Source organism: Spirillospora sp. CA-294931 (assembly GCF_050946795.1).
Lineage (GTDB): Bacteria > Actinomycetota > Actinomycetes > Streptosporangiales > Streptosporangiaceae > Spirillospora.
This window is the reverse complement of sequence record NZ_CP192006.1, coordinates 177792-203928: the sequence shown is the minus strand read 5'-3', so window position 1 is coordinate 203928 and position 26137 is coordinate 177792. Positions and strand designations below refer to the sequence as shown.

Below are 26137 nucleotides of genomic sequence, written 5' to 3'. Positions count from 1 at the left end.
CCCGGTTAGATCGCGGAGCGATGCAGCAATCGCAAAATCACGGTCAGCGAAGCGAGCCGCCAGGCGAGCGCAGCTGGGCCGAGATTTCAATAAACACAGCGTCCCTCGGCCACCAGCATCTGGCCCCAGAAGCCGCCCGAGCCCCACTCGTAGCGGGCCGCCTCGGTGATCTTCGCGAGGGCGGAGGTCAGGTCGCGGCGCTCCCAGCGGTGGAGCGCCGCGAAGGTGACGTGGGCGTCGGGCAGGTCGGCCACGGCCGACACGCGGATGCGCTCCCCGTCGGCATACGCGCCGCGGCCACGGGACGCCCACCAGCGGCGCGCCATCGCGGGCGCCGACGCGACGCCCGCGTGCACCTCGCCGTCCTCCTCCAGGGCGATGAGCGTGGCGAAGACCGGCAGGCCGCGCACGTAGTTGTTGGTGTGGTCGAGGGGGTCGAGCACCCAGCGCCGCCCGCCCGAGCCCGCGCCGCCGCTCTCCTCGCCGAGCACCGTGTCGGACGGACGATGCTCGGCCAGAAACGCCCGCAGCGCCGCCTCCACCTCGGTGTCGACCTCGGTGACGAGCGACCGGTCGGGCTTGGCCCGCACGCCCAGACCGGCCTCGCCGAAGCGGCGCATCGTGATCGCGTCGGCGCGGTCGGCCAGGGCGAGCGCGAGTTCGAGGTCGTCCATGACGCCGACCCTGCCATGACCGATACTCGCGCGCGCAGGAGGGTCCCGCACCGGTAGCCTCGTGTCCGTGATTGACCTGCGCGCCCTTCGAGAGGATCCCGAGCGGCTGCGCGCCTCACAGCGCGCCCGCGGCGAGGACGAGACCGTCGTCGACACCCTGCTGAGCCTGGACGAGCGGCGGCGATCCGCGCTCACCGGCTTCGAGCGGCTGCGCTCGGAGCAGAAGAGCTTCGGCAAGTCGGTCTCCCGGGCGTCCGGCGACGAGCGCCAGGCGCTGCTCGACCGCGCCAAGGAGCTGGCCCAGCAGGTCAAGGACGCCGAGGCCGAGGCCGACCGGGTCGGCGGCGAGCTCGACGCGCTGCTGCGGGTCGTCCCCAACCTCATCGAGGAGGGCGCGCCCCCCGGCGGCGAGCAGGACTTCGTCGTCCTGGAGCACGTCGGCGCGCCGCCGGAGTTCGACTTCGAGCCCCGCGACCACCTGGAGCTCGGCGAGGGCCTGCGCGCGATCGACATGGAGCGCGGCGCGAAGGTGTCCGGCGCCCGCTTCTACTTCCTCACCGGCGTCGGCGCGCGGCTCCAGCACGCCCTGTTCAACCTGGCGATGGACCAGGCCGTCGAGGCCGGGTTCGTCCCGATGACCCCGCCGGTGCTGGTCAAGCCCGAGGCGATGGAGGGCACCGGGTTCCTCGGCGCGCACGCCGCCGAGGTCTACCGGCTCCCGCAGGACGACCTGTACCTGGTCGGCACGTCCGAGGTCCCGCTGGCCGCGTACCACATGAACGAGATCATCGACGAGCTGCCCAGGCGCTATGTCGGCTGGTCGACCTGCTTCCGCCGCGAGGCCGGGTCGTACGGCAAGGACACCCGGGGCATCATGCGGGTGCACCAGTTCGACAAGGTCGAGATGTTCTCCTACTGCGACCCCGCCGACTCCCACGAGGAGCACCTGCGGCTGCTGGCGTGGGAGAAGGAGATGCTCGCCAAGGTCGAGATCCCCTACCGGGTGATCGACGTCGCCGCCGGCGACCTCGGCACCAGCGCCGCGCGCAAGTACGACTGCGAGGCGTGGGTCCCGACGCAGAACACCTACCGCGAGGTCACCTCGACGTCCAACTGCACCGAGTTCCAGGCCCGCCGCCTGTCGGTCAGGCACCGGGGCGAGGACGGCAAGAACCACCCGGTCGCCACGCTCAACGGCACCCTGGCCACCACCCGCTGGATCGTCTCCATCCTGGAGAACCACCAGCAGGCCGACGGCTCGGTCCGCGTCCCCAAGGCCCTCCAGAAGTACATCGGCCTTGAGGTCCTGGAGCCGGTCAAGCGCTGAGCGCGAGGGGGCCGCGGGCCGGTCCGGGCCGTCGCCTAAGGTGTTGCCCAGCCGCCGGGACGCGGCGGGACGGGAAGGTGACATGTCCGACCTCACGCCGCGTTTGATCGCCACCGACCTGGACGGGACGATCGTCCGCTCCGACGGCACCGTCTCCGACCGCACCCTGGCCGCCCTGGCCCGGGTGGAACGCTCCGGCTCGATGCTGGTCATGGTCACCGGCCGCCCGCCCCGCTGGATGCGCGACATCGCCGCCGCGGTCGACCACCGGGGCGTCGCCATCTGCGCCAACGGGGCCGTGGTCTACGACCTGCACACCGAGACCGTGGTGCGGGCCCACATGATCGAGCCCGAGGTGATCGCCGAGACCGTCCGGCGGCTGCGCGAGATCGATCCCGAGCTGCGCTTCGCGGTGGAGTACCCCAGCGGCTTCGTCTTCGAGGCCCGCTACAACCTCGGCCGCTGGGACGCCGAGGCCCTGGGCGGGCGGCCCGTCGACGGCGAGACCCTGGTCAGCCGCAGCGGCACCAAGCTGCTGGCCTTCCACCCCGACGCCGACTCGGGCGTCCTGGCCGAGAAGGCCGCGGCCGCCGTCGGCGAGCTGGTCACGGTCACCCACTCATCCGGCCGCGGGCCCCTGGAGATGAGCGCGCACGGCGTCACCAAGGCCAGCGCCCTGGCCCGGCTGTGCGCCGAGCACGACATCGCCGCCTCGGCCGTGGTCGCCTTCGGCGACATGCCCAACGACCTGCCGATGCTCACCTGGGCCGGGACGTCGTACGGCATGGGCAACGCCCACCCCGACGTCCTGGCCGCGGTCACGCACAAGGCGGCGCGCAACGACGACGACGGGGTGGCCCAGGTGCTCGAAAAGCTCTTTCCCTAGAGGTAGGGCCCGGACGTACGGCCCGGCCCCGGCGGCTCCTCGTCGCCCCCGGGAGGAACCATCCCGGCGGGAAGGGCGCGGCGCATCTGCTCCAGCTGGGCCCGCGCGGCCATCTGCTGGGCGAAAAGCGTGGTCTGGATGCCGTGGAAAAGGCCCTCAAGCCAGCCCACCAGCTGCGCCTGCGCGATCCGCAGCTCGGCCTCGCTCGGGACCGTCCCGTCGGTGAACGGCAGCGAGAGCCGCTCCAGCTCCTCGATCAGCTCGGGCGCCAGGCCGTCCTCAAGCTCCTTGATCGACGACTTGTGGATCTCCTTGAGGCGGACGCGGCTGGCCTCGTCCAGCGGGGCCGCCTTCACCTCGTCCAGCAACTGGCGGATCATGCCGCCGATCCGCATCACCTTGGCCGGCTGCTCGACCATGTCGGTTATCGACTTCTCCCCCGACTCGCCGTCACCGCCTTCCATGGCGATGCCGTTGGGGCCGACCACGAGAACCTGCGGCTCGCGGTCCTGGTTGTTCGAAGGCTCGTTCATGATGACTCCAAGTCTCACACGCTCAGCAGAATCTTGCCGATGTGGACGCTGTCCTCCAAGGCCCGATGCGCGCGCGCCGCCTCGGCCATCGGCACGACCCGGTCGATCACCGGACGGACCGTCCCCGCCTCCAGCAGCGGCCACACGTTCTCGCGCACCGCCGCCACGATCGCGGCCTTCTCGTCCAACGGCCGGGCCCGGAGCGACGTGCCGTGCACCAGGGCCCGCTTGGTCAGCAGCGCGCCCAGATCGAGCTCCGCGCGCGCCCCGCCCTGCAAGCCGATCACCATCAGCCGCCCCCCGGTGGCCAGCGACGCGACATTGCGCGCCAGGTACTTCGCGCCGAGATGGTCGAGGATCACCTCGAACGGGCCGTGCTCGGCGAAGTCGTCGTCCCGGTAGTTCACGACCGTGCCGGCGCCCAGCTCACGGCAGCGCTCGCCCTTCTCCGAACTCCCCACCGTGCACGTCACCTCGGCGCCATGCGCGCGGGCGAGCTGGATCGCCATCGTCCCGATCCCGCTACCACCGCCGTGGACGAGGAACCGCTCCCCGGGTTTGAGCCCGGCGAGCATGAACACGTTCGACCACACCGTGCAGGCCACCTCGGGCAGCCCGGCCGCCTCGACCAGGTCGACACCGCGCGGCACCGGCAGCACCTGCCCGGCCGGGACGGCGACGCGCTCGGCGTACCCGCCGCCGCTCAGCAGCGCGCACACCTCGGCGCCGACCGTCCAGCCGGTCACGCCCTCGCCCAGCTCGGCGATGCGGCCCGAGACCTCCAGACCCGGATACGGGGGAGCGCCCTTGGGCGGCGGATACAGCCCCAGGCGCTGCATGACGTCCGCCCGGTTGACGGCGCTCGCCGCCACCTCGATCAGCACTTCTCCCGGCCCCGGTGAGGGATCGGCCACAGACTCCCACTGGAGTACGTCGGCGTCCCCCGGCTCGCGAATGACGATCGCACGCATACCGATCACGCTACCGGGCACGCCGGACCCGGACGGCGCCCGGGTGAACGGGGGGCGAGCAGACCCAGCAGGGGATGCGTGGTATTGACTCACGGGTATCCTGCCGGAAGGCCAATGCCCCATCCCACACCGAAATGATCTTTCGGGCATGGCCGAGGGGAGAACTGGTGGCAAGGAACGAACACGACGGGCGCTCGCTGGAGGAGCGCCTGGCGTCCCTGGACGCGATGAGCGGCGAGGCCGAGGGTTCCTCCGCCGTCCCGCAACCCGCGCCCGCCGCCGACAAGGAGCCGCCGAACCTCCAGAAGGCCGCCCCCGGGCAGGAGCAGGAGCAGGACGCCGCCGAGCCCGACCAGCAGGGCTTCCCGTCCCCCGAACACCAGGGCTTCGCGCCACCCCCCGAACAACCCGGCTTCGCCCAGCCCACCGAGCAGCAGAGCTTCGGCCAGCCCGCCGAGCAGCAGAGCTTCGCCCAACCGACCGAACAACCCGGCTTCGGCCAGCCCGCCGAGCAGCAGGGCTTCGGCCAGCCGACCGAGCAACCGGGCTTCGGCCAGCCCTCCGAGCAACCGGGCTTTCCCTCGCCCGAGCAGCAGGGTTTCGCCCCTCCCGAACAGCAGGGCTTCGCCCCCCAGCCCGAGGGCCAGGGTTTCGGACGTCCCGCCGAGCAGGACTTCGAGCAGCAGCCCGGCGCGAGCGGCCCGATTCCCGAGCCCGACAACCCGTGGCTCGCGGGTCCGCCGCCCTTCCAGCCGCAGGAAGGCATCCTTCCCCCGCTGGACACCGGCCAGGTGCCGCCGCCCCCCGGCTTCCCGCCGCCGCCTCCTTACAGCGCGCCCCCGCAGCCCTACGACGGCGGCCCGATGCCCCAGCCCTTCGAGGGGGGCATGCTCCCGCCGCCCTACCAGGCTCAGGGCCCCTACCAGCCCGACCCCAACGCCCCCATCCCGCATCCCCCGTATGAGGGCGCCCCGGGTCAACTCCCCCCGCCGCCATACGAAGGCGCCCAGCCCTTCTTCGAAGGCTCGCAGCAGCCTCCGCCACCGCCGCCCTACGAGGGCCCGCCGCCACCGTTCGAGGGGCAGCCGCCGCCCTACGAGGGCCAGCAGCCCTTCCCGCAGGCCCCGCAGCAGCAGCCTCCGAACCCGCCCGCGCAGCAGCAGCCCCCGTATGAGGGCCAGCAGTCCCCCTACCTCGGCGGCCAGCAGCCCTACGACCCGGCGCGCGACAACGGCCAGGGCATTCCGCACTACAACCCGCTGCCTCCCACGGGCGACCAGCAGTACCCGTCCGCCCAGCCCCAGTACGACCCGAACCAGCCGCCGCCCCCCGGGTACCAGCAGCAGCCCCACGAGGGCTACGCCCAGCCGCACTACCCGCCCGCACAGCAGGGGCAGCCGCAGCCGCCGCCCCAGTCGTCCGAGAGCCTGAGCTCGGAGAACCTCCTCGGCGAGCGGCGCATCGCGCCGTCCACCGGGTGGCGCCGCGCGGTCTACAAGGCGTCCGGCGGCAACATCCACCCGGGGGAGTCGCAGGCCGAGCTGCGCCGCAAGGACCTCATCGACCGCGCCCGCAACAACGTGGTCGGCGGCCACCACCGGGTCGCGGTCATGTCGCTCAAGGGCGGCGTGGGCAAGACGACCACCACGACGGGCCTCGGGTCGATGCTGTCGTCGCTGCGCGGCGACCGGGTCATCGCCGTGGACGCCAACCCCGACCGCGGCACGCTGTCGGACAAGGTCAGGCTGGAGACGGCGGCCACCGTCCGCGACCTGCTCAACGGCCGCGACAAGATCCACCGCTATGCCGACGTCCGCGCCTTCACCTCGCAGAACGGCGCACGCCTGGAGGTCCTGGCCTCCGACCGCGACCCGGCCGTCAGCGAGGCGTTCAGCGCCGAGGACTACTCGGCCGTCGCCGTGATCCTGGAGCAGTACTACTCGATCTGCATCACCGACTGCGGCACGGGCCTGCTCCACTCGGCGATGTCGGGCGTCCTGGCGTTGGCCGACCAGCTCGTCCTGGTCAGCTCCCCGTCGGTCGACGGGGCCCGCTCGGCCAGCGCCACCCTCGACTGGCTGGAGGCGCACGACCACGGCCACCTGGTGCGCAACGGCGTGGTCGTCCTGTCGATGGTCCGCAACCGCACCCGCAGCCAGGTCGACCTCGACAAGCTCCAGGCCCACTTCGAGAGCCGCTGCCGCGCGGTCGTCCGCGTGCCCTACGACGACCACCTCGAAGAGGGCGCCGAGGTCGAGCTCGAACAGCTCGCCCCGCCCACCCGCGAGGCCTACCTCAACCTGGCCGCCGTCGTCGGCGACGGCTTCTCCCTCCCCCGCCCGCAGACCGACCGCTAACCACGCCCTCGTGCACGACGACATCTACGTAGGGAAGGCCGCCGCCGACGCGGCGGCCGACCGGGGCTGGCTGCTGGGCCACTTCAAACCGGACGGCGACATCCGCCACAGCGACGACGTCGAGATCAAATGGGGCGTCCACCACCGGGGCGACCGCCGCGAGCAGTGGACCACCGGCGACAAGCGCAAGGCCCTCCTGGTCCTCATCACCGGCCGCTTCCGCCTGGAGTTCCCCGACCAGAACGTGGTCCTCACGAACCAGGGCGACTACGTGGTCTGGGGCGAAGGCGTCGACCACTCCTGGCACGCCGAGGAGGAGTCGATCGTCATGACCGTCCGCTGGCCCTCGGTCCCCGGCCACCGCATCCCGTGAGCCCGTGACCGAGGTCGACGCCGCCGAACTCCTCGCGACGGCACTCCGCCATCTGGACGACGACGACACCCGCCGTCCCATCGCGGAGATCCCGACGCTGGACGCTTCCACCACGCGTCCCTTCCGCCCCTTCCCGGCCCTCGCGATCGCCATGGCGTCCCACGTCCTTACGGCCTGGGAGCTCCGTGGGTTCCGGGTCGAGCGCGGCGACCACGGCGACCGCATGCGCTGGTTCACCGCCGTCGGCACCGAGGCCCTGCGCCCTTTTCGCGCGTGCACGCTGTTCGTCCCCGACCTCGGCACGCAACGCGTCATCGAGATGTGCGGTCACGCCTTCTGCCCGAACATCGCCCCCGCGGGCCCCGGCAGCCGCTGCTGGGATCACCTGCGCGACCCGTCCCCCGAGGACCCGATGCTCTGGCTGCGCCTGGCGGCGGAGGCCACGAGTCCCGCACAACGCGCGCACACCGATCCGGAGGGTCTCGCCCTGGCCGCGACGCGGCTGGGCCTTCCCCTGGACGAGGTCTGCCGCGCGACCCGGCTCCTCGAATGGACCGTCCAGGATCTCGCGGACGAGCCCGCGCCACCCCCGAGCGACGTCGAAGACTCAGACAACCCCGACGACTGGCCGCTGGTCCTCACCCCGGACCGCGACCTCTTCGCCTCCGACACACGCCGGACCTACGTGTTCGAGAACCTCAGGTACTCCCCCGTCGTCCTGCCGCCGGAAACGCTCCTCGCCCGCGAAGGCGCGCCCTACACGTTCTTCCACGTCCGTCCAGGCGGTCCGCTGGTCGTGGCGGGCGAGGACGGCCGCCGCTTCACCCTCGAATGGTGGCAAGTCCAGGACCACCTCCCGCAACACCGCCTGGCCCGGCAGGCCGACGAACACCGTCGGCGAATGTACGAGTCCCCACCGTCCTACGACGACTTCTGAGCGGCCCTATCGGGTGCCGCAGAGGGCATGGTCGATCAGCGCGGCGGACGCCTTGGCCTGCGGCGTCATGTCCTGGCCCGGTTCCTGGGTGCTGGCGATCGCCACCGTGACGGCACGGCGCCCGTCAGAGGAAACGCCATTGTCGGTGATGGCGTTCCACCAGCCGCCCCCGTGGAACCAGACCCACTCGCCGCAGGGGAGGCGGCGCTTCATGAGCCCCAGACCGTAGCCCGGCTTGTCCCAGATGGCCGCGAAGGGCTTGGCGAGCCTGGTCTTCTGCATCTCTCTCAACTGCGCAGGCTTCAACAGCCGCCCGCCGAGAAGCGCGCGGAAGAAGCGGTTGACGTCCCCCGTCGTACTGATCATTGAGGCATCGGCATGGCCGGCGGCGAAGGTGGACACGTCGACCAGCGGACCGCCCGGACGCAAGCGCTTGTACGCCGCGAGGCGCGGGGACGGCAGGTAGGCGGACGTGCCGGGAATGAGGGTGTCCGCCAGCCCCAGCGGCTCGATGACCCGCTCATGCACCGCCTGAGCCCAGGGCGCGCCCGTGGCCCTCTCGATGATCATCCCGGCCAGGACATAGTTGACGTTGGCATACGCCCACTCCTTGCCAGGCTTGAACAAGGGCCGGTGCCGCATGGCCGTGGCGACCAGCTGCTCGGGCCGGAACGTGCGGAAACGCTCGCGCCTGAACTCCTCGGGGGTGGCGGCCCCTTCCAGCGGCGCGTCCTCATAATCGGGCAGCCCACTGGTGTGCCCGAGCAGATGCCGGACGGTGACCTTCCTGCCGTCGTTGCCGTTCCCGTTCACGACCCCCGGCAGCCATCGCTCCACCGTGTCGTCCAGACCGATCTTGCCCTCACCCACCAACTGGAGGACGACGGTGGCGACGAACGTCTTGGTCGTGCTCCCGATCCGGTGCCGGGCGTTCCACGGAACGGGCCGACTCCCAGCGGGATCGGCCACACCCGCACGGGCCGTCTGGGCCCCCCGGGACGCACTGACCTCGGCCAGCACCCCGCTCGCCCCCGTAGCACGCACCAGGTCCACATCACGCTGGAGCGTCGTCGGGGCGTCCAGAGCAAAAGCCACCGAAGGCACGGCAACTCCCACCAGAGCGACAACAACAGGTATCAGGCGCCGCCTCATCGGACGGCGAAGGAAACGGGCATAGATCGTCATGCCCTCCACCTTCACGCCCGCCGCACCCTCCGCGGCATGGGGAACACCCCCGGCTTGCTCTGGAGGCAGACCCCCGTGGACCCGCTGACCAGGCCCTTCCCCACAAGAAGGGGCGTCGGCTCGGGTCAGGCTGGTGAGCTGGGGTGACGCCCGGTGGCGGAGGCTGTGGGATTCGAACCCACGGAACCGGGGTTACCGGCTCTCCGGTTTTCAAGACCGGTGCACTCGTCCACTATGCGAAGCCTCCAGCGAGCAGGGACCACGATAGCGGGTCGTCGCCGGTGGGTTCACCGGGGTTTTGGGCCCCTACGATCGGGCGAATCGGTATGAATGGCAACGAAAGCATCCGTTACCCTCGACGGCATGTCTGAGACTCCGAATGATCCGGCCGGGTCGACGCAGCAGTTCCAGCAGTTCCAGCAGGCGGGGGCGCCGGCGGAGGCGCCCAAGTCGGGTGTGAACGTGGGGCTCATCGCGGGGATTGCGGCGGTGGTGGTGCTCGTGGCGGTGGTCGTGGCCGCGCTGGTGATCTAACGGCCCGAGCTGGAGAAGTGCTGGTAGTCCTTGGTGCCGGTCCAGGTGCCGCCCCAGTCCCAGCCGATTCGCGCGAAGGCGCGGACGACGGCGTCGCCGGCGTGGATGACGCCCGGGTCGCGGCGGGAGCGGTTCCTGAACTTGACGCAGTCCTTGTGGGCGACGCTTCCCGAGGAAGTGACGTAGGGGTTCTCGCAGGGGTTGATGTCGATCGCGAGGCCGTAGGCGTGCTGGGACCAGCTGCCCGAGCCGGTCGCGTTGCGGCAGTTGAAGGCCGAGGTGTTGTCGGCCTCGATGGAGTCGAAATCGCTTCCCTTGTAACGATCCACCGGTTCCATGCGGCGGATCGGGTAGCGGTCGTCATAGAGCTTGCGGAAGACGGTCACCAGGTCGTCGGCGGCCTTGGCGTTGACGACCAGGCGTCCGTCGGAGTGGTGCTCGCGGTCCATGCCCCAGTAGGACATCTCGATCATCCGGAGCCCGGAGACCGGGACGGGGCAGCCCTTGCGCCAGGAGTGCTTGAGCTCGGCGGCGGTGACCTTTCGGATTTTGGCCTGGAAGCGCTGCTGGGTGGGCGAGGGTGTCGCTGATGGCGGTGAGCTCGTCGGCCCCGGGGCGGTCGGGGGTGGGGCTGAGGATTCCTTGTCGGAATCGGAGCGGCCACATCCGGTCGTTGCGGCGGCCAGGGCGATCATGAGGGCTGCGGTGCGCGTGCCGGGCATCACAGCAGGATGACATGCCGGGGCGGCTTCGCGTTGGACCCCGGATTCGCTACGGTGCGGTTGTGGGTGTGCCCGTCTCAGAGGGGACACGGAATGGCCGAACCCCGCGAGGACAAGAGCCTCGAGGACGAGATCTTCGCCGTGGCCGCCAACGTCGAGATCGAGGAGGGCGCGGACGCCGGACCGCGCGTCCAGGTGCCCTGGGAGCTTCCGCCGCCTCGGGATCTTCGGCGTGGCGCGGCCGGCTTCGTGACGTTCGTGTTCGTGGACGGCGTGATGATGTACGCGCCGCTGATGATGTCGAGCCGTCCGAGCACGTTGCCGCAGCTGGTGGCGTTGCTGATGCTCGCCTTCGGGCTGGGCGGGCTGCTGGCGTGGAAGGTGGGGGGCGGGTGGCGCCCGTTCGGCTACGGCATGATGCTGGGCTGGGTGTTCCTGACCCTGATCTCGGTCGGCTTCCTGACCGGTCTGCCGCTGTGAGCCGTCAGGGACGCGCGCCGATGTGCCGCAGGACGGCGTCGAACGCGCGGCCGACGGCCTCCAGGTCGGCGGGGTCGATCACGTCGATGAAGTTGTCGCGGACGGTCTCGACATGGTCGCGGGCCGCCAGGTCGAGGGCCTGGAAGCCCTCTTCGGTGAGGTGGGCGAAGACCCCGCGCTTGTCGCCGGGGCAGCCGCCGCGGTGCACCAGCCCCTTGGACTCCAGTCGCGCGCAGGTGTGCGAGAGGCGGCTGCGCGACTGGTTGGCGTTCTCGGCGAGCTCGGCCATGCGCAGGCGCCGGTCGGGGGCCTCGGACAGCCGGACGAGGATCTCGTACTCGGAGATCGAGAGGCCGTGCTTGACCTTGAGGTCGCGCTCGGTGATCTCGCCGAGCCGGGCGCTGCCGTCGACGAAGGCCCGCCAGTCGCGCTGTTGTGCGGCATCGAGCCAGCGTGGTTCGCTCATGGTGCACAGTATAGAACAAGATTGAACTTTCAACTAACACTGTTTAGAGTGGTGGCGCGACCGGAGCACAGGGGCCTCCCCGTCCGGGAATAGTTTATCTTTCAACTAGGTTGTCCCGGGCAACCGAACGAGGAGGACACCATGCCCGCCATCACCACCGACCCGCTGACCCTCCCGCGCCTCCCGCTGCTGCCCCAGTCCGAGACCGACTGGCGGCGCGTGGCCAAGGTGGTCACCGCCCAGCGTCACCTTGAGGGCGAGGGCTTCCAGGTGCGCCGCCCGTTCCCCGGGACCGACCTCGCGCTGGCCGACCCGTTCCTGCTGCTCGACCACATGGGCGCCGTTGAGTACGCCCCCGGGGAGGCGAAGGGGACGCCCTGGCACCCGCACAGGGGTTTCGAGACCGTCACCTACATCATCGACGGCGCCTTCCAGCACCGGGACACCACCGGTGGCGGCGGCCTGATCGCCGATGGGGGCACCCAGTGGATGACGGCCGCGTCCGGTATCCAGCACATCGAGCAGCCACCGCCGGAGCTCGTCGCCAAGGGTGGCTTGTTCCACGGCATCCAGCTGTGGGTCAACCTCCCGCGCGCGCAGAAGTGGGTGGAGCCCCGCTATCAGGACATCGAGGCGCGGGACGTCAAGCTCCTCGCGGCCGACGACGGGTCGTCGCTGGTGCGGATCATCGCCGGGTCGGTGGCGGGCCATGACGGGCCCGGCGTCACCTACACGCCGATCAATTACCTGCACGCGACGATCGCCCCGGGTGCACGGCTCACGCTGCCGTGGCCCCGCGACTTCAACGCCATGGCCTACGTCCTGTCCGGACGCGGCACGGCGGGCGTCGAGGAGACCGGGCTGGACGAGGGGCAGCTCGCCGTCTTCGCCGGGTCCCACCACCAGGGCGACGGCGACGGGCTGGTGCTGCGGGCGGCCGACACGCAGCCGCAGGCGAGCCAGAACGGCTGGGAGGTGCTCGTCCTCGGCGGGCTCCCGATCCGCGAGCCCGTCGCGCGGTACGGCCCGTTCGTCATGAACACCCGCCAGGAGATCATCGAGGCGTTCGAGGACTTCCAGGCGGGACGAATGGGGACGATCCCCGCCGAGAAGGTGCCGCACCTGTCGAGCCAGGACGAGCCACTCACGTCCTGACCTGGGCATTCACCGCAGACCGGCCAGGCTAGCCACCTGGCCGGTCTTCTTGCGGGGTTCGGGTGACGACGGGGACGCCATGCGCTACTGTGTTCGAACGGTCGAACAGAAGTTCGACGTCAGAACCGCAGTTCACGCTCGTCCGGGGAGGCGCCACGGTGGCGACACGGGAGAGGACGACCCGCTGCCCGGGCCGGCGCACCGCGACACGCCGTATTGATTTCTACGCAAATCTACGGCCGCAGCTATACCGCCTCATAGAGTCCGAGAGCGTGGACCCCGTGCGCAATCCCTACGCCCCCGGCGCCGGTCAGCGCCCTCCCGAGCTGGCCGGCCGCGACCGCGAGCTCCAGCAGTTCGAGGTCGTCCTCGAACGGGTGGCCCGCGGCCGCCCCGAGCGCAGCATGATCATCACCGGGCTGCGCGGTGTGGGCAAGACCGTGCTGCTCAACGCGTTCCGGTCGATGGCCATCCAGCGGCTGTGGGGCACCGGCAAGATCGAGGCCCGGCCCGACCAGTCGATCCGCCGCCCGGTCGCCTCGGCGCTGCACATGGCCGTCCGCGAGCTGGCGCCCCGGCACCGCGCGCCCGACCGCATCGAGGAGTTCCTCGGCGTGCTGAAGGCGTTCGCCCAGGCGGGCGAGGAGCCCGCGGGCAAGTCCAAGGCCCGCGTCCACCGCTGGCAGCCGGGCATCGACGTCCCCGCGAGCCGGGGACGCGCCGACTCGGGCGATCTGGAGATCGACCTCACCGAGCTGTTCGTCGACGCCGCCTCGGTCGCCACCGACGTCGGTGTGGGCATCGCGCTGTTCGTCGACGAGATGCAGGACATCCCCGCCGACGACGTCTCGGCCCTGTGCGCGGCCTGCCACGAGCTCTCCCAGTCGGGCGGGCCGCTGATCGTGGTCGGCGCCGGGCTGCCCCATCTGCCCGCCGTCCTGTCGGCCAGCAAGTCCTACTCCGAGCGGCTGTTCCGCTACGCCCGCATCGACCGGCTCGACCGCGAGTCGGCCGATGTCGCGCTGCTCGCCCCGGCCGAGCGCGAGGACGTCACGTTCACCAAGGACGCGCTCGACGCCCTGTACGGCGCCGCCGACGGGTATCCCTACTTCGTCCAGGCGTACGCCAAGGTCGTCTGGGACGTCGCGCCCGACACCCCCATCACCGCCGACGACATCAAGGTCGCCGCCCCCGAGGCCGAGAGCGAGCTCGCCGTCGGCTTCTTCGGCAGCCGCTACGAGCGCGCCACCCCGGCCGAGCGCGACTACATGCGCGCGATGGCGGCGCTGGGCGAGGAGGGCGACGACCCGGTCTCCACCTCGTCGGTGGCCGAGGAGCTCGGGCGCAAGCCGTCCAGCCTCTCGCCCGCCCGCGACGGCCTGATCAAGAAGGGCCTGATCTACAGCGCCGAACGCGGCCTGGTGGCGTTCACCGTGCCGCACTTCGGCAAGTTCCTGCGAGCCCAGCCCGCCTGACCCGCTATCCGTCTCTAACGAAATCTAGCCAGCCGACTATACCTTCGTATACCCAACGATTCCGCAGGTCATCACGCCACTATCCATCTCTACACCTGACTAGCGATAATGCTAGACAGGCATAGAAAGCCGAATCGCCGAGCTCCGCTCGGAAAGTATTCGGCTCTCTAGCGCACGCGCTAGAGAGCCGAAGATTCCGCGATGCCCTTCGATCGCCTTTTCTACCCCATTCTTGCGGTGAGCCAAGAAAGCTCTAGAGAGCCGCAGAGGCTCCCTTCACCGCGTCCTCCCGCTCCGGAGCCACCAGCGCCGCGCGCACCGGGCCGGGACGCTCGGCCGTCGAGACGGCGAAGACGATCTCCATCTCGCGGCCGTCGGCCCGGGCGGCATAGACCAGCAACCGTCGGCAGCCCTCCCGCCAGACGTCCAGCGGGACGGCGCTGACCAGCAGGTTCTCCCATTCCAGCCAGGCCTGGCTGTCGTGCAGGACGGCATAGGTCTCCGCGATCGGGCTGCGGCGGCGCGCGCAGGGCGTCGCCGCGCGCCGCCGGGGCCCGTGCTGGTCGAGCAGCCGGTCGACCAGGTTCTTCAGCTCCGGTGACAGCGCCGCGAACAGCGCCAGCTCGACCGCGAGCACCAGCCCGACGAAGCCGGGTCCCTGGCGCAGCACGTCGATGCCCGCGTGCGGAGCCCCGATCGACGCGACGGCGGCGGCCGTGAACAGCACGGCGCGCATCACGGTGCGGTACCCGACCCGCTTGGTGCTCAGCCCGCCGAAGCAGCCGCATCCGGCGTCCGGCCGCCGCACCCGCAGTTCGCCCACGGCCCAGGTCGCGGCGGCGAACGCCACGGTGGTCGCCAGCCGCACCGAGACATGCGAGGTGACCAGCAGCGCGAGGCCGAGGAAGCCCTCGGTGAGCCCGAGCCCGACGCTCAGCCGGCGAGCGCGCGCGAACCCGGCGGCCGGTCCGAACCCGGCCGCGGGCCCGAACCCGGCGGCGGGCCCGAACCCGGCGGGCACCGGGACGCCGTGGACGTGTTCGGACCGCGCCGGCATCGGCTCCCGGATGGCGAGCTTGGCCAGGCAGGCGGCGAGCAGGACGGTGGCCAGCAGCAGGACCTGGGTGTTCTGAAAGACGGTCACCATCGCTCAGCTTCCTCCCCCACCGCCGCGCCATGGTGCAGTTTCACGTTGAAGCACCCTGATTCGAGGTCACCGCCCAGCCCGGCGAACGCGGCCGGGGTGAGCTCGACCAACCGTCCCCGGGGGGAGGTTCCACACTCGACGCACCGGTCGCAGTAGCGGGCCGCCACACAGCCGCACTCCACCACCGGGATGGCGGCCGACCGCTGCGAACACTCGTTGCTGACCGCCACATCACTCCCGATCGAGAGATAGGGAAGCGTGGCGCAGCCAGACGGCGCGTCCACGCAACCCCCGGCCTCGCCTTCGGGGTCGAGCGCCGGATACGCGGCTCCGAGCTCGGCCGCGAGGTCCCCGAACCAGGTCGCCGTCCCCTGCAACGTGACGGGGGTCGGCGTCCCCGGGTCGGACGCCGCGATGTCGTCGGCCCGGTGACCGGGCTGGGACGTCCCCGGACGGACGGCGCTGGGCCCTGCGGGCGACCGGACGCAGATGACGTCGATCAGGTAGCCGGGCTCCATCCGGGGATGGCGCACCAGCACCTGGCCGAGGGCCTGCGGCGGGATCACCACCCGGACGCGTCCCCGATGCGGGCCCATGTCCACGTTCACGCTCTCCGGTCCGCAGTCGAGGATGGTGCCGGTCACCCGGGTGATGTCGACCCACACCCGCTCGGCCACGAGCCCGTCGTCGTCGAGCCTGGCGATGGCCTCGCGGCCCGGCTGGAGGTCGGCGAGGCCCCCGCGCCCGCCGTGCCAGACCGCGGTGGCCGAGGTCATCGGCACGCTGCGCTCCTCGCCCCCGGCGGTGCGCAGGACGAGAAGGTGCGGGCTGGCGTCGAGGATGGATCCGGTCAGGACACGCAGTAGGGGACGCGCTCCCGGGTGGGCCGCGCTCGGGAGCGGGAACGCTCCGAGCACGGCCTCCCTCTGGCGGCGGCGTCTGGCTCCACGGCTGCGGGGAAGCGGCATGGCGACGGCTCCGACTCGATCTTTCACTGATGGGCCACGGTTGTTAGGACGGCGAGTCAAGGTTCACGCGATGCGACCACTCTGTCGACGGATTTGTCGCGATAAGTCGCTGGGGGGTTGAGGTTTTCCCTACTCGGAGGAATTATCCTCACCCGGTTGACCCGAATATGCCATTTCTGTTGACCCGGAATTACGATCTCCGTGCGATGGTCGAGAGCGTCGGGGTCTGGCGTCGCCACGATCCCGGATCGGCATGGACCGGCCTCGGTCCAGCGACCCTGGCGGTGATGATGTGAACACGCGGCACGAGGAGTTCCGCGCCTACGTCACCGACCGCGGCCCCGCGCTGCTGCGCGCCGCGACCCGTCTGACCAGCGACCAGGCCGAGGCCGAGGACCTCCTGCAGGCCGCGCTCGCCAAGACCTACCTCGCCTGGGACCGGATCAACGACCGGGCCTCGATCGACGGCTACGTGCGCCGCGCCATGGTCAACACGCAGATCTCCTGGTGGCGCCGGAGAAAACTGGAGATCTACCCGACCGCCGAACTCCCGGATCGGCCGATAGACGATCATACTCGCCACACCGATCTTCATGACGCGCTGGGCCGGGCCCTTGATCGCCTACCCGAGCGGCAGCGGCTGGCGGTGATGCTGCGTTACTACGAGGACATGCCGGAAACCGAGATCGCCGAAGTGCTTGGAGTCAGCGTCGGCACTGTCAAGAGCACTGTTTCGAGGGCCATGGTCAAGCTTCGCCGGGACGCGGCCCTCGAAGCCGACTTCCCCGGCGTCCCGCCCCAGGGGCCCTGACCGTCGCGCGGGGCTGGAAAGTGGGCGCGGCGGACGCCAGAATCCGATTCTGGGCCGTAACGAGCCGGAGGGGCGCCATGTGGAGCACGATGCAGGACTTCCCGCTGACCGTCACATCGATCCTGCGCTACGGGACCGACGTCTTCGGTTCCGCCGAGGTCGCCACCTGGACGGGTGACCGCTCCAGACGCCGGAGCTACGCCGAGGTCGGTGAGCGCGCCGCCCGCCTGGCCGGGGCGCTGCGCGGTCTCGGCGTGGACGCCGACCAGCGCGTGGCCACGTTCATGTGGAACAACGCCGAGCATCTGGAGGCCTACCTGGCGGTCCCGTCGATGGGCGCCGTCCTCCACACGCTCAACCTGCGGCTGTTCCCCGACCAGCTCGTCTACATCGCCGAGCACGCCGACGACCGGGTGCTGCTGGTCGACGGGTCCCTGATCCCGCTGCTGGCGCCCGTCCTGCCCCGGCTCGGCACCGTCCGGCACGTCGTGGTGGTGGGTGACGGCGACTCGGCGCCGCTGCGGGACGCGGGCAAGGAGCTGCACGACTACGAGACCCTGCTCGCGGCCGCGCCCGCCTCCTTCGACTGGCCCGAGATCGACGAGCGCGCCGCCGCGGCCATGTGCTACACCAGCGGCACCACCGGCAACCCCAAGGGCGTGGCCTACTCGCACCGGTCGGCCTACCTGCACTCGATGGCGGTGAGCACGGGCAACGCGTTCGGCCTCGACGCGTCCGACCGGATCCTGCCGGTGGTGCCGATGTTCCACGCCAACGCCTGGGGCCTGCCCTACGCCGCGCTGATGGCCGGGGCGGCGCTGGTGATGCCCGACCGCTTCCTCCAGGCCGAGCCGCTCACCCGGCTGATCGAGACCGAGCGGCCCACGATCGCGGGCGCCGTGCCGACGATCTGGTCGGACGTCCTGCGCCACGCCAGGGAGCACGGCTCCGACCTGTCCTCGCTGCGGCTGGTGCCGTGCGGCGGCTCGGCCGTGCCCGAGGCGCTGATGCGGGGGTTCGACGAGCTCGGCGTCCGCATCGTCCAGGCATGGGGCATGACCGAGACGTCCCCGCTGGCCACGGTCGCGCACCCGCCGCCCGGCACCGACGGCGAGGACGCCTACCCGCACCGCGTGTCCCAGGGCCGCGTGATGGCCGGGCTGGAGATCCGCGTCGTCGGGGACGGCGACGTCGTCCAGCCGCACGACGGCGCGTCGGTCGGCGAGGTGGAGATCCGCGGCCCGTGGATCACCGCCTCCTACCACCGCGACGAGGACCCGGCGAAGTTCCACGACGGCTGGCTGCGCACTGGAGACGTCGGCACCGTCTCACCCGACGGCTACCTGGTCCTCACCGACCGGGCCAAGGACGTCATCAAGTCGGGCGGCGAGTGGATCTCCTCGGTCGAGCTGGAGAACCACCTCATGGCCCACCCGGACGTCATCGAGGCCGCGGTGGTCGGCGTCCCCGACGACCGCTGGCAGGAGCGCCCGCTGGCGTCGGTCGTCGTCCGCGAGGGCGCCGAGGTCACCCCCGAGGCGCTCCGCGAGTTCCTGGCCGACCGCGTCCCCAAGTGGCAGCTCCCCGAACGCTGGACGTTCATCGCCGAGGTGCCCAAGACCAGCGTCGGGAAGTTCTCCAAGAAGACGATTCGCCAGATGTACCAGGACGGAGCGCTGGACGTCGTCCGCGCCGACTGACCCGGTCGCGCTCAGGCGAGGGGCGGGCTGAGCGGGCCGGACGCGTGGGCGCGCCGTCGGGCGGCGATGGGCGGAAAGGGGGGATCCGTTCGCCGCAGTCGGGCGGCCGCTCGTCGCAGGCCCGCGGTTTTCGCCCGAGACGCCGGCGGAGGGGCGCTAGCTTCGTGCTTGCCCGATCGAGACGCCCGATGCGGCCTTGTCCGGGAGCGCGGGCGGCCAGCCATGACGACCCACACTGGCCGCCCGCTACCAGCGCCGACGCGCCCGCCGACCGGTACCGGTCAGCGCGGCCCCGCTTCCCCGGCTCGTCACCTCCATGTGGGACGAATGTGGGCGAGGTCCCCCGAAGGCCCGGTCCCCGGACCCGAAGGAGCCTCGACCGTGGCCGCGCCGCCAGGTAGGTGGCGCCGGCCGGGGCCTTGGCGGCACCGCCTCCGGACCTGTGACGTCGGAGGGAGGACGGAAGCGGGGTGAGTCGTGGTACGGGCAGGGCCTCGGCGCCCGGGCGGGCGCCGGTGAGGGGCCGTCTGGTCGCCGTGCACCGCACCGGCGACGACATCTACGTCGCCACCGACGCGGTGAGCGGCCGGATCGCCTGCACGTTCTACGTCGAACACGACGGATGGTGGCTGGCGTGCCTTCCGAACGGAACCGAGCGCCGGGTGTGGGCTCCGAACGACGCCCCGGAGGACGTCGTGCGGCGGCTCCTGCGCGGCTGACCTCGGGGATTCCATGAAAACGATCACCCCTGGGTGGGCGGATCTCACCTCAGGGTCACCATGTCCCGGATTTCGGGACATCAAGTGGTGCGCAGGGGACCTGTGGGTGTATGCAGGGTGGGCGATTGTCCAGGCGACCCCGCGGGGGCGGGTCTCCCACGCAGGTGCGGAGCGTTGTATGCCCAGGTGGACGTCCTTCGACACCGCGGCCGACCGCCGGTTGGTCCACGGTCTGAACGAAGGCGACGAGGAGTCCCTGGCCGCACTCTACGATTCTTACGCAGAGCGCCTGTACGACTACATCCTGTCACTCTCGGGTGAACACAAGGTCGCCGCCGACATCGTCCACGACACCTTCATCGACGCCTCCCGCCGCGCGGCGCGGATGCGCGGCCAGGTGATGCTGCGCTCGTGGCTGTACGGGGCGGCGCGGCGCCGCTGCGTCCAGCGCGGGCGGGCCCGCGAGCTGTACTGGGACCAGGACGCCGAAGAGCACGCCACGTCCGAGGGGGCGCTGCTCAACTCCTCGCTCGCGCGGCTCGACTTCGCCGACCAGGAACTGCTGCTGCTGACCGTCCGGCACGACCTGCACCCGGCCGAGCTCGGCGCCACCCTGGGCCTGTCGCCGCGGCGTGCCGGGCAGCGCGCCGACCGGGCCCGCGCCCGAGTGGAGAACGCCATCGGCGCCGAGCTCGCCAGGACGGCCGAGCGCTGCGCCGAGGGGCCCGCTCCCGCGCGTCCCGACGAGCCCGAGGTCATCGAGGACGCGCCGCGCCGGAGGCAGACGGCCTACGCGTCCCGGCGCAGGTTCCTGCCCGGCCGGGGCGGGGCGTCCTACGACAGGGCCGCGCTGGAGAGGCACCGCGACGACTGCCTCGACTGCCGCAGGCTCGGCGGGATCGGGACGCGCGACCTGCTGACGCTCGCCCCGGCGCCGGTGCTGCCCGCGGCGTTGCGGCACCGGGTCATGCACACCGCGACCGACCCCGAGCTGGCCGGGTACCGCAGCGACATCGCGGCGCGCGGCGGCGGGCTGACGCCCGACGGCCTGCCCAGCCAGCCCGACAAGGCGTCGCCGTTCACCAAGCGCTGGCTGCTCACCGGGTCCGGGATGGCGTGCACGCTGGGCGTGACGCTGCTGGTGGTGCTGCTGATGGGCACCGGCATCGCCCCGGGCCCCGACATCACGCTGCCGTTCGAGGGCAGCCCCAAGCCCTCGGTCACCGACCTCCCCGAGCATGCCAGGCGTCCCTCGGGAGACTCGCCGGACGGCCGGGCGGCGCCGTCCTCCCCCGGGCACACCTCGGGCGTTCCTCCCGTCAACCCGCAGCAGTCGGGCAAGCCCGTCCCCCCGAGCACGCCGGGCGTCCCGCCGACCTCGCCGCCGCCGTCGCAGAGCCCGCCCAAGCGGGGCGTGCTCACCGTCGACCGGGCGAAGGTGACCATGTACGGCACCAAGACCGCCAAGGTCACGCTGGCCGCCGAGGGCGGGACGGTGACCTGGACGGGCGGCTCGTCCACCGACAAGCTCAGCCTCTCCCCGAACCAGGGCACGCTCGCCGCGGGCCAGACCCTCGTCGTGACGATCACCCTGAAGGCCGCGCTGGTCAACCTCCCCGGGGAGGGCTCGGTCTACTTCTCCGCGCCCGGCTCCGACGCCCGCCACGTCAAGGTGGTCTGGGGAATCACGCTCCTCTAGCCGGGCTCGGCCGCCGCGGCGGCCAGGTGGGCGCTGATGAGCTCCAGGTGGGTGCCGAGTGCCGCCTGGACGTGCGCCTCCATGGCGCGGGCGATGAAGGGGTCGACGACCATCTTCACCAGCGGCCGCATCCGGCGGACCACGGCGGCGACCTCGCCGAGCTCCTCGCCGGTGGGCACCACGTCGGTCTCCAGGCGCTCGAAGACGTGCTCCTCCACCAGCCGGACGAACCGGCCGGCGATGATCTCGCAGTCGGCGCGGATCTCGGCGGCGATGTCGAGCACCGCGTCCAGTGGGATGCCCGCCGCGACCAGCTCGGCGCCGACGTGCAGCAGCCGGGGGCTCGGGACGCGGTAGTGGTCGCCCTCCGGCTCGATCAGCCCCTGCGCGATCGTCCGCTCCAGCATCAGCGGGATCTCGTCGTCGGAGAGTCCCGCGCCGAAGGAGGCGATCAGCTCCTCCACCGTGGCCGTGCCGGGAATCTCGTCCGACCAGGGGTCGGTGAGGACCTTCTCCAGCCCGAGGACCTCGCCGACGTCCTTGCCGGTCTCCCAGGCCGACAGCAGCTCGGAGATGGTCGCGAAGGTGTGGCCGCGGCCGAGCAGCTTGGAGATGAGACGCAGCCGCGCCAGATGCGTCTCGTCGTAGATGCCCACCCGGCCCCGCAGCCGGGGCGGTGGCAGGAGCCCCCGGTCCTGGTACGCGCGGATGTTGCGCACCGTGGACCCGGCCTCCTGGGCCAGTGCGTCGATTCGGTACTCGGCCATGACCCGCCCGCCGTGCTCGTTTCCTTGACCATTCCGATCTTACGCACCAACATTGTGCCATCGTTCAATGAGACATTGAGGTGACCATGGCCGAGTTCCGGGTGCCCGAGAACATCGAGGAGACGCTCCTCGGGGGTCCTCTGCGCTACACCCGCAAGGAGGTCGACGCCCTCACCGGTATCGACGAGGAATACGCCCAGCGCATCTGGCAGGCGCTGGGCTTCCCCACCCCGGCCGACGACGCCATCGCCTTCAGCGAGGGCGATCTGGCCGCGCTGCGCGAGATCAAGGAGCTGCTCAACAGCGATCTCGTCGACGAGGCGCTGGTGGTGGAGCTCTCGCGGGCGGTCGGCCAGACGATGGGACGGCTCGCCAGCTGGCTGAGCGATGTCTGGATGCGCAAGGCCGGCGAGCAGCTCCCACCCGACCAGGCGTTCGACAACGAGACGGTCATGGCGATGCTCGCCGCCACCGAGCAGTTGCGTCCCGCCTTCGAGCGGCTGCTGATGCACGGCTGGCGCCGCCAGCTCACCGCGGCCGGGATGCGCATCGCCGCGTCCACGGACAACGCCGACCCCGCCGCCGGGGTCGCCCGCCTCGCGGTCGGCTTCGCCGACGTGGTCTCCTTCACCCGCATGGCCCGCCGCATGGACGGCGACACGCTGGCGGCCTTCGTCGAGCGCTTCGAGCTCGCGGCCTCCGAGGTGGTCGCCGAGCAGGGCGGACGCGTGGTCAAGACCCTCGGCGACGAGATCCTGTTCGTCGCCGACGGCGCCGCGGCCGCCGCCGAGATCGCCCTGCGCATCGCCGAACGCTGCGAGGACGACCCCGACTTCCCGCGCGTCCGGGTGGGCCTGGCCTACGGCGAGCTCATCCTGCGCCTGGGCGACGTCTTCGGCACGCCGGTCAACCTGGCCGCCCGCCTCACCGCCATGGCCTACCCGGGCACGGTCCTCACCGACTCGGCCCTGGCCGCCGAGCTCTCCGGCTCGGAAATCTACGAACGCGCCCCACTGCGCCCCCGTGCCGTCCAGGGCATCGGCCGCGTCCGCCCCCGAGTCCTCCGCCGTCGTGTTCATTGAAATCCCGGCCCACCTGGGCTCGCCTACCGGCAGTGTCTACTGAAACCCCGGCCACCTGCGCTCGCCTGGCGGCTCGCTCCGGTGACCGTGATTTGGCGGGCTAGGGCGCTGCGGTGGTGGTGAAGCGGGAGCGGTAGGCCGAGGGCGGGACGCCGATCTCGCGGACGAAGGCGCGGCGCATGGTCTCGGCGGTGCCGAAGCCGCAGAGGCGGGCCACGGTGTCGACGCCCTCCGCGCCGGTCTCCAGGCGGTTGCAGGCGGCCTCGACGCGGGCGCGCTCGACGTAGCGGCCCGGGCTCGTCCCGACCTGGCGGGTGAACAGGCGGCTGAAGTGGCGGCCGCTCATCGACAGCCGCGTGGCCATGGCCTCGACCGACAGGTCGGCGGCCGGGTCGGCGGCGATGTGGTCGAGCAGGGCGCGCAGCGGCGGGTCGCGCACCGGGGGGATGGCGCTGCGGACGCTGAACTGCGACTGGCCGCCCGGGCGCTGGAGGAACACCACCATCCACTTGGCGACCTCGCGGGCCGTGCCGGCGCCGTGGTCGTCCTCGACCAGGGCCAGCGCGAGGTCGACGCCCGCCGTGACCCCGGCCGCGGTCACGATGCGGCCGTCCCGGACGAAGATGGCGTCCGGCTCGACCGTGACCTTCGGGTACTCCTCGGCCAGGCGGGCGCAGAAGCCCCAGTGGGTGGTGGCGCGGCGGCCGTCCAGCAGGCCGGCCTCGGCGAGCAGGAAGGCGCCGCTGCACACCGAGGTGACGCGGCGGGCGTGCTCGGACAGGCGGCGGACGTCCTCGATCAGGTCCGGGTCGCGCACGGCGTCGGCGTACCCCCAGCCGCCCGCGACGACCAGGGTGTCGACGCCGAGCAGGTCGGGGCCGTCGAGAGCGGCGGACGCGCCCAGCCGGACGCCCGAGGCGGTCACGACGTCCCGTCCCCCGGGAGAGGCCAGGCGGACGCGGTAGGCGCCGTCGCGCAGGAGCGAGGCGGCGTCGAACACTTCGAGCGGGCCCGCGACGTCCATCAACTGGACCCCGTCATAGACCACGATCGCCACGTCGCGCACATGATCACTATGGCCGAGCGGGACGGACCGGGGCAATGCCCCCGACGTCCGAGAAGACCCCCGGGTTTACCCGATCGCAATGAACGTTTTTCGCATTCGGGCCGGATGTTCGGTAGCGTCGAGCGCTTGTTGATCAAATGTGGGCGGAAAGGTGACAAACCGAAGCGCGACGAGCACCACGGGCAGGTCGCGGGCCCCGGCCCCGGCCGGGCGACCCCACCGATTCACCGCCGGGCCTCCTGGAATCGCGCCGTAAAGCACGCAAGGCTCGTGCCCGGCACCCGGCGTCACGACCGGTGACGTCCCGTCCGACCGCCTGGTGCCCGAGCCGAAGGAAGGACGAGCGTATGCCGGAAAACAGCGCGACACCGCACGCCAAGGGCGGTGAAGAGATCATGGGGACCTCGGGCGGCGGCCTGAGCGGGGCGCGGCCACCGACGACGGACTGGGTCGTGTTCGGCGTGACGGCGGCGCTGACGCTCGCCTTCGTCGTCTGGGGCGCGGTCGCGACCGACAACCTGGAGAGCGTCTCCACCAAGATCCTCACCAAGACCATGAAGAACGGCGGCTGGGCCTTCGTGCTGGCCGCGACCGGCTTCGTGGTGTTCGCCCTCTGGCTGGCGTTCAGCCGCTACGGCAAGATCACGCTGGGCCGGGAGGGCGAGCGGCCCGAGTTCAGGACGATCTCCTGGGTCGCGATGATGTTCAGCGCGGGCATGGGCATCGGGCTGATGTTCTACGGCGTCAGCGAGCCGCTGACCCACTTCGCCGAGCCGCCGCCCGGCACCCACGCCGCCAACGCCCCCGCGGCCGACCGCATCGACACCTCGATGGCGACCACGCTGTTCCACTGGACGCTGCACCCGTGGTCGATCTACGCGGTCGTGGGCCTGGCCATCGCCTACAGCACCTTCCGGCGCGGCCGCCGCCAGACGATCAGCGCGGTGTTCACCCCGCTCATCGGCGAGAGGCACGCCAACGGCGGCACCGGCAAGGTCATCGACATTCTGGCGATCTTCGCCACGCTCTTCGGCTCGGCCGCGTCCCTCGGTCTGGGCGCGCTGCAGATCGGCAGCGGCATGGAGGAGGCCGGCTGGATGGAGAAGGCCGGCGAGGGCGTGCTGGTCGCGATCATCGCGGTGCTGACGGTGGCGTTCGTCGTGTCGGCCGTCTCGGGCATCGAGAAGGGCATCCAGTGGCTGTCCAACACCAACATGGTGCTGGCGCTGGCGCTGCTGGTGTTCGTCTTCGTCGCCGGTCCGACCGTCCAGATCCTCAACCTGATCCCGACCTCGGTCAGCTCGTTCGCCGGTGACCTGGCCCAGATGGCCGGACGCACCGACGCCGCGGGCGGCGAGGGCGTCGGCGCCTGGCTGGCCGACTGGACGGTCTTCTACTGGGCCTGGTGGATCTCCTGGACGCCGTTCGTCGGCATGTTCATCGCCCGCATCAGCCGGGGACGCACGATCCGGCAGTTCGTCGGCGGTGTGATCCTGGTCCCGAGCCTGGTCAGCCTGGTCTGGTTCGCGGTGTTCGGCGGAGCGGCGACCCATCTGGAGGCGGGCGGCGCCAAGCTCACCGGCGAGGCGACGTCCGAGGGCCAGCTGTTCGCGGTGCTGAACGAGTACCCGATCGCCGGGGCCATGACCGTGCTGGTCATGATCCTGGTCGGCATCTTCTTCGTCTCGGGCGCCGACGCGGCCTCGATCGTCATGGGCACGCTCTCCCAGCGCGGGACGATGGAGCCCACCCGCATCGTGGTGATCGTGTGGGGCGTGCTGACCGGCGCGGTCGCGGCGATCATGCTGCTGATCGGGGGTGGCGGGGACACGGCCCTGACCGGGCTGAAGAATCTCACGATCCTGGCCGCCGTCCCGTTCATGCTGGTGATGGTCGGGATGTGCGTGGCGCTGACGCGCGACCTGCGGCACGACCCGCTGATCATCCGGGGCGAGCGCGGCGAGGAGGCGGTGGGGAACGCCGTCATCGCCGGGCACGAGCTCTACGACGGCGAGTTCCAGCTGGAGATCAGTTCCAACAACGGGAACGACGACGACCGCCCGGAGAAGGCGGCCGCCGCGACGAACTCCCAGGAGTGACGGG

General features: G+C 71.4%; 25 protein-coding genes and 1 tRNA gene. 15 read left to right on the top strand and 11 right to left on the bottom strand.

Annotated elements, in window-relative coordinates; translation table 11 throughout:
* Window positions 1-86: 86 nt before the first annotated feature.
* Window positions 87-674: an inositol monophosphatase family protein gene (locus ACQPY4_RS01030; RefSeq protein WP_433331380.1), complete on the bottom strand. Its 588-nt coding sequence runs from the start codon at window positions 672-674 to the stop codon at window positions 87-89.
* Window positions 675-741: 67 nt separating this feature from the next.
* On the opposite strand from ACQPY4_RS01030, the gene serS reads away from it, so the two are divergent.
* On the top strand, window positions 742-2001 hold the full coding sequence (serS, locus tag ACQPY4_RS01025) for a serine--tRNA ligase (RefSeq protein ID WP_433331378.1): 1260 nt from the start codon (window positions 742-744) through the stop codon (window positions 1999-2001).
* An 82-nt stretch (window positions 2002-2083) separates the two neighbouring features.
* Window positions 2084-2887: an HAD family hydrolase gene (locus tag ACQPY4_RS01020; RefSeq protein ID WP_433331376.1), complete on the top strand. Its 804-nt coding sequence runs from the start codon at window positions 2084-2086 to the stop codon at window positions 2885-2887.
* Here the strand turns inward: ACQPY4_RS01020 and ACQPY4_RS01015 are convergent.
* Both ACQPY4_RS01015 and ACQPY4_RS01010 read right to left on the bottom strand, forming a co-directional pair.
* On the bottom strand, window positions 2884-3420 hold the full coding sequence (locus ACQPY4_RS01015) for a bacterial proteasome activator family protein (protein ID WP_433331374.1): 537 nt from the start codon (window positions 3418-3420) through the stop codon (window positions 2884-2886). The genes ACQPY4_RS01020 and ACQPY4_RS01015 overlap by 4 nt on opposite strands.
* A 14-nt stretch (window positions 3421-3434) precedes the next feature.
* Window positions 3435-4391: an NAD(P)H-quinone oxidoreductase gene (locus ACQPY4_RS01010; protein ID WP_433331372.1), complete on the bottom strand. Its 957-nt coding sequence runs from the start codon at window positions 4389-4391 to the stop codon at window positions 3435-3437.
* Between the two features lie 167 nt (window positions 4392-4558).
* Between ACQPY4_RS01010 and ACQPY4_RS01005 the strand changes: the two genes are divergently transcribed.
* From ACQPY4_RS01005 to ACQPY4_RS00995, 3 genes are read left to right on the top strand one after another with little or no spacing between them, the layout of a single operon-like run.
* The gene (locus tag ACQPY4_RS01005) at window positions 4559-6748 is read left to right on the top strand and encodes an AAA family ATPase (protein ID WP_433331370.1); all 2190 of its coding nucleotides are present in this window, start codon (window positions 4559-4561) and stop codon (window positions 6746-6748) included.
* Window positions 6749-6758: 10 nt separating this feature from the next.
* Window positions 6759-7121 carry a signal peptidase I gene (locus ACQPY4_RS01000; protein WP_433331368.1) on the top strand — a complete coding sequence of 121 codons (363 nt, stop codon included), beginning with the start codon at window positions 6759-6761 and terminating at the stop codon, window positions 7119-7121.
* Between the two features lie 4 nt (window positions 7122-7125).
* Entirely contained in the window at window positions 7126-8058 is a 933-nt protein-coding gene (locus tag ACQPY4_RS00995; protein ID WP_433331366.1) for a hypothetical protein, read from the top strand.
* A 6-nt stretch (window positions 8059-8064) separates the two neighbouring features.
* On the opposite strand, the gene ACQPY4_RS00990 is transcribed toward ACQPY4_RS00995, so the two are convergent.
* Window positions 8065-9243 (bottom strand): serine hydrolase domain-containing protein, encoded by a 1179-nt coding sequence (locus ACQPY4_RS00990; protein WP_433331364.1) that lies wholly within the window; start codon window positions 9241-9243, stop codon window positions 8065-8067.
* A gap of 154 nt (window positions 9244-9397) precedes the next feature.
* A tRNA-Ser gene (locus ACQPY4_RS00985) sits at window positions 9398-9490 on the bottom strand.
* A gap of 116 nt (window positions 9491-9606) precedes the next feature.
* Between ACQPY4_RS00985 and ACQPY4_RS00980 the strand changes: the two genes are divergently transcribed.
* On the top strand, window positions 9607-9777 hold the full coding sequence (locus tag ACQPY4_RS00980) for a hypothetical protein (protein ID WP_433331362.1): 171 nt from the start codon (window positions 9607-9609) through the stop codon (window positions 9775-9777).
* On the opposite strand, the gene ACQPY4_RS00975 is transcribed toward ACQPY4_RS00980, so the two are convergent.
* On the bottom strand, window positions 9774-10499 hold the full coding sequence (locus tag ACQPY4_RS00975) for a M15 family metallopeptidase (RefSeq protein WP_433331360.1): 726 nt from the start codon (window positions 10497-10499) through the stop codon (window positions 9774-9776). The genes ACQPY4_RS00980 and ACQPY4_RS00975 overlap by 4 nt on opposite strands.
* A gap of 93 nt (window positions 10500-10592) precedes the next feature.
* Between ACQPY4_RS00975 and ACQPY4_RS00970 the strand changes: the two genes are divergently transcribed.
* On the top strand, window positions 10593-10979 hold the full coding sequence (locus tag ACQPY4_RS00970; protein ID WP_433331358.1) for a hypothetical protein: 387 nt from the start codon (window positions 10593-10595) through the stop codon (window positions 10977-10979).
* Between the two features lie 4 nt (window positions 10980-10983).
* Here the strand turns inward: ACQPY4_RS00970 and ACQPY4_RS00965 are convergent, their stop codons facing one another.
* Entirely contained in the window at window positions 10984-11445 is a 462-nt protein-coding gene (locus tag ACQPY4_RS00965; protein WP_433331356.1) for a MarR family winged helix-turn-helix transcriptional regulator, read from the bottom strand.
* Window positions 11446-11586: 141 nt separating this feature from the next.
* Between ACQPY4_RS00965 and ACQPY4_RS00960 the strand changes: the two genes are divergently transcribed.
* Together ACQPY4_RS00960 and ACQPY4_RS00955 are read left to right on the top strand one after the other, a co-directional pair.
* Window positions 11587-12600, top strand: coding sequence for a pirin family protein (locus ACQPY4_RS00960; RefSeq protein ID WP_433331354.1), 1014 nt, complete (start codon window positions 11587-11589; stop codon window positions 12598-12600).
* A gap of 272 nt (window positions 12601-12872) precedes the next feature.
* A complete protein-coding gene (locus ACQPY4_RS00955; RefSeq protein WP_433331352.1) occupies window positions 12873-14075 on the top strand; it encodes an AAA family ATPase in 1203 nt (400 codons plus the stop codon).
* Between the two features lie 253 nt (window positions 14076-14328).
* Here ACQPY4_RS00955 and ACQPY4_RS00950 read toward each other — a convergent pair whose 3' ends face one another.
* Entirely contained in the window at window positions 14329-15222 is an 894-nt protein-coding gene (locus ACQPY4_RS00950) for a MauE/DoxX family redox-associated membrane protein (RefSeq protein ID WP_433331350.1), read from the bottom strand.
* On the bottom strand, window positions 15216-16139 hold the full coding sequence (locus ACQPY4_RS00945) for a hypothetical protein (RefSeq protein ID WP_433331348.1): 924 nt from the start codon (window positions 16137-16139) through the stop codon (window positions 15216-15218). The genes ACQPY4_RS00950 and ACQPY4_RS00945 overlap by 7 nt, the downstream gene beginning before the upstream one ends.
* Window positions 16140-16443: 304 nt before the next feature.
* Between ACQPY4_RS00945 and ACQPY4_RS00940 the strand changes: the two genes are divergently transcribed.
* The 4 genes from ACQPY4_RS00940 to ACQPY4_RS00925 all read left to right on the top strand — a co-directional run bounded on the left by ACQPY4_RS00940 (window position 16444) and on the right by ACQPY4_RS00925 (window position 21119).
* A complete protein-coding gene (locus tag ACQPY4_RS00940) occupies window positions 16444-17001 on the top strand; it encodes a SigE family RNA polymerase sigma factor (protein ID WP_433331346.1) in 558 nt (185 codons plus the stop codon).
* Between the two features lie 77 nt (window positions 17002-17078).
* Window positions 17079-18701 carry a long-chain fatty acid--CoA ligase gene (locus ACQPY4_RS00935; protein WP_433331344.1) on the top strand — a complete coding sequence of 541 codons (1623 nt, stop codon included), beginning with the start codon at window positions 17079-17081 and terminating at the stop codon, window positions 18699-18701.
* 515 nt (window positions 18702-19216) lie between these two features.
* Window positions 19217-19420, top strand: coding sequence for a hypothetical protein (locus ACQPY4_RS00930; protein ID WP_433331342.1), 204 nt, complete (start codon window positions 19217-19219; stop codon window positions 19418-19420).
* Window positions 19421-19598: 178 nt separating this feature from the next.
* On the top strand, window positions 19599-21119 hold the full coding sequence (locus ACQPY4_RS00925) for an RNA polymerase sigma factor (protein ID WP_433331340.1): 1521 nt from the start codon (window positions 19599-19601) through the stop codon (window positions 21117-21119).
* Here ACQPY4_RS00925 and ACQPY4_RS00920 read toward each other — a convergent pair.
* On the bottom strand, window positions 21116-21886 hold the full coding sequence (locus ACQPY4_RS00920) for a MerR family transcriptional regulator (RefSeq protein ID WP_433331338.1): 771 nt from the start codon (window positions 21884-21886) through the stop codon (window positions 21116-21118). The two genes, ACQPY4_RS00925 and ACQPY4_RS00920, sit on opposite strands and share 4 nt — an antisense overlap.
* 86 nt (window positions 21887-21972) lie before the next feature.
* On the opposite strand from ACQPY4_RS00920, the gene ACQPY4_RS00915 reads away from it, so the two are divergent.
* Window positions 21973-22968 (top strand): adenylate/guanylate cyclase domain-containing protein, encoded by a 996-nt coding sequence (locus tag ACQPY4_RS00915; protein ID WP_433331336.1) that lies wholly within the window; start codon window positions 21973-21975, stop codon window positions 22966-22968.
* Between the two features lie 100 nt (window positions 22969-23068).
* Here ACQPY4_RS00915 and ACQPY4_RS00910 read toward each other — a convergent pair whose 3' ends face one another.
* Entirely contained in the window at window positions 23069-23992 is a 924-nt protein-coding gene (locus ACQPY4_RS00910) for a GlxA family transcriptional regulator (RefSeq protein ID WP_433339244.1), read from the bottom strand.
* Window positions 23993-24381: 389 nt separating this feature from the next.
* On the opposite strand from ACQPY4_RS00910, the gene ACQPY4_RS00905 reads away from it, so the two are divergent.
* Window positions 24382-26133, top strand: coding sequence for a BCCT family transporter (locus ACQPY4_RS00905; protein ID WP_433331334.1), 1752 nt, complete (start codon window positions 24382-24384; stop codon window positions 26131-26133).
* The last annotated feature ends 4 nt before the right edge of the window (window positions 26134-26137 follow it).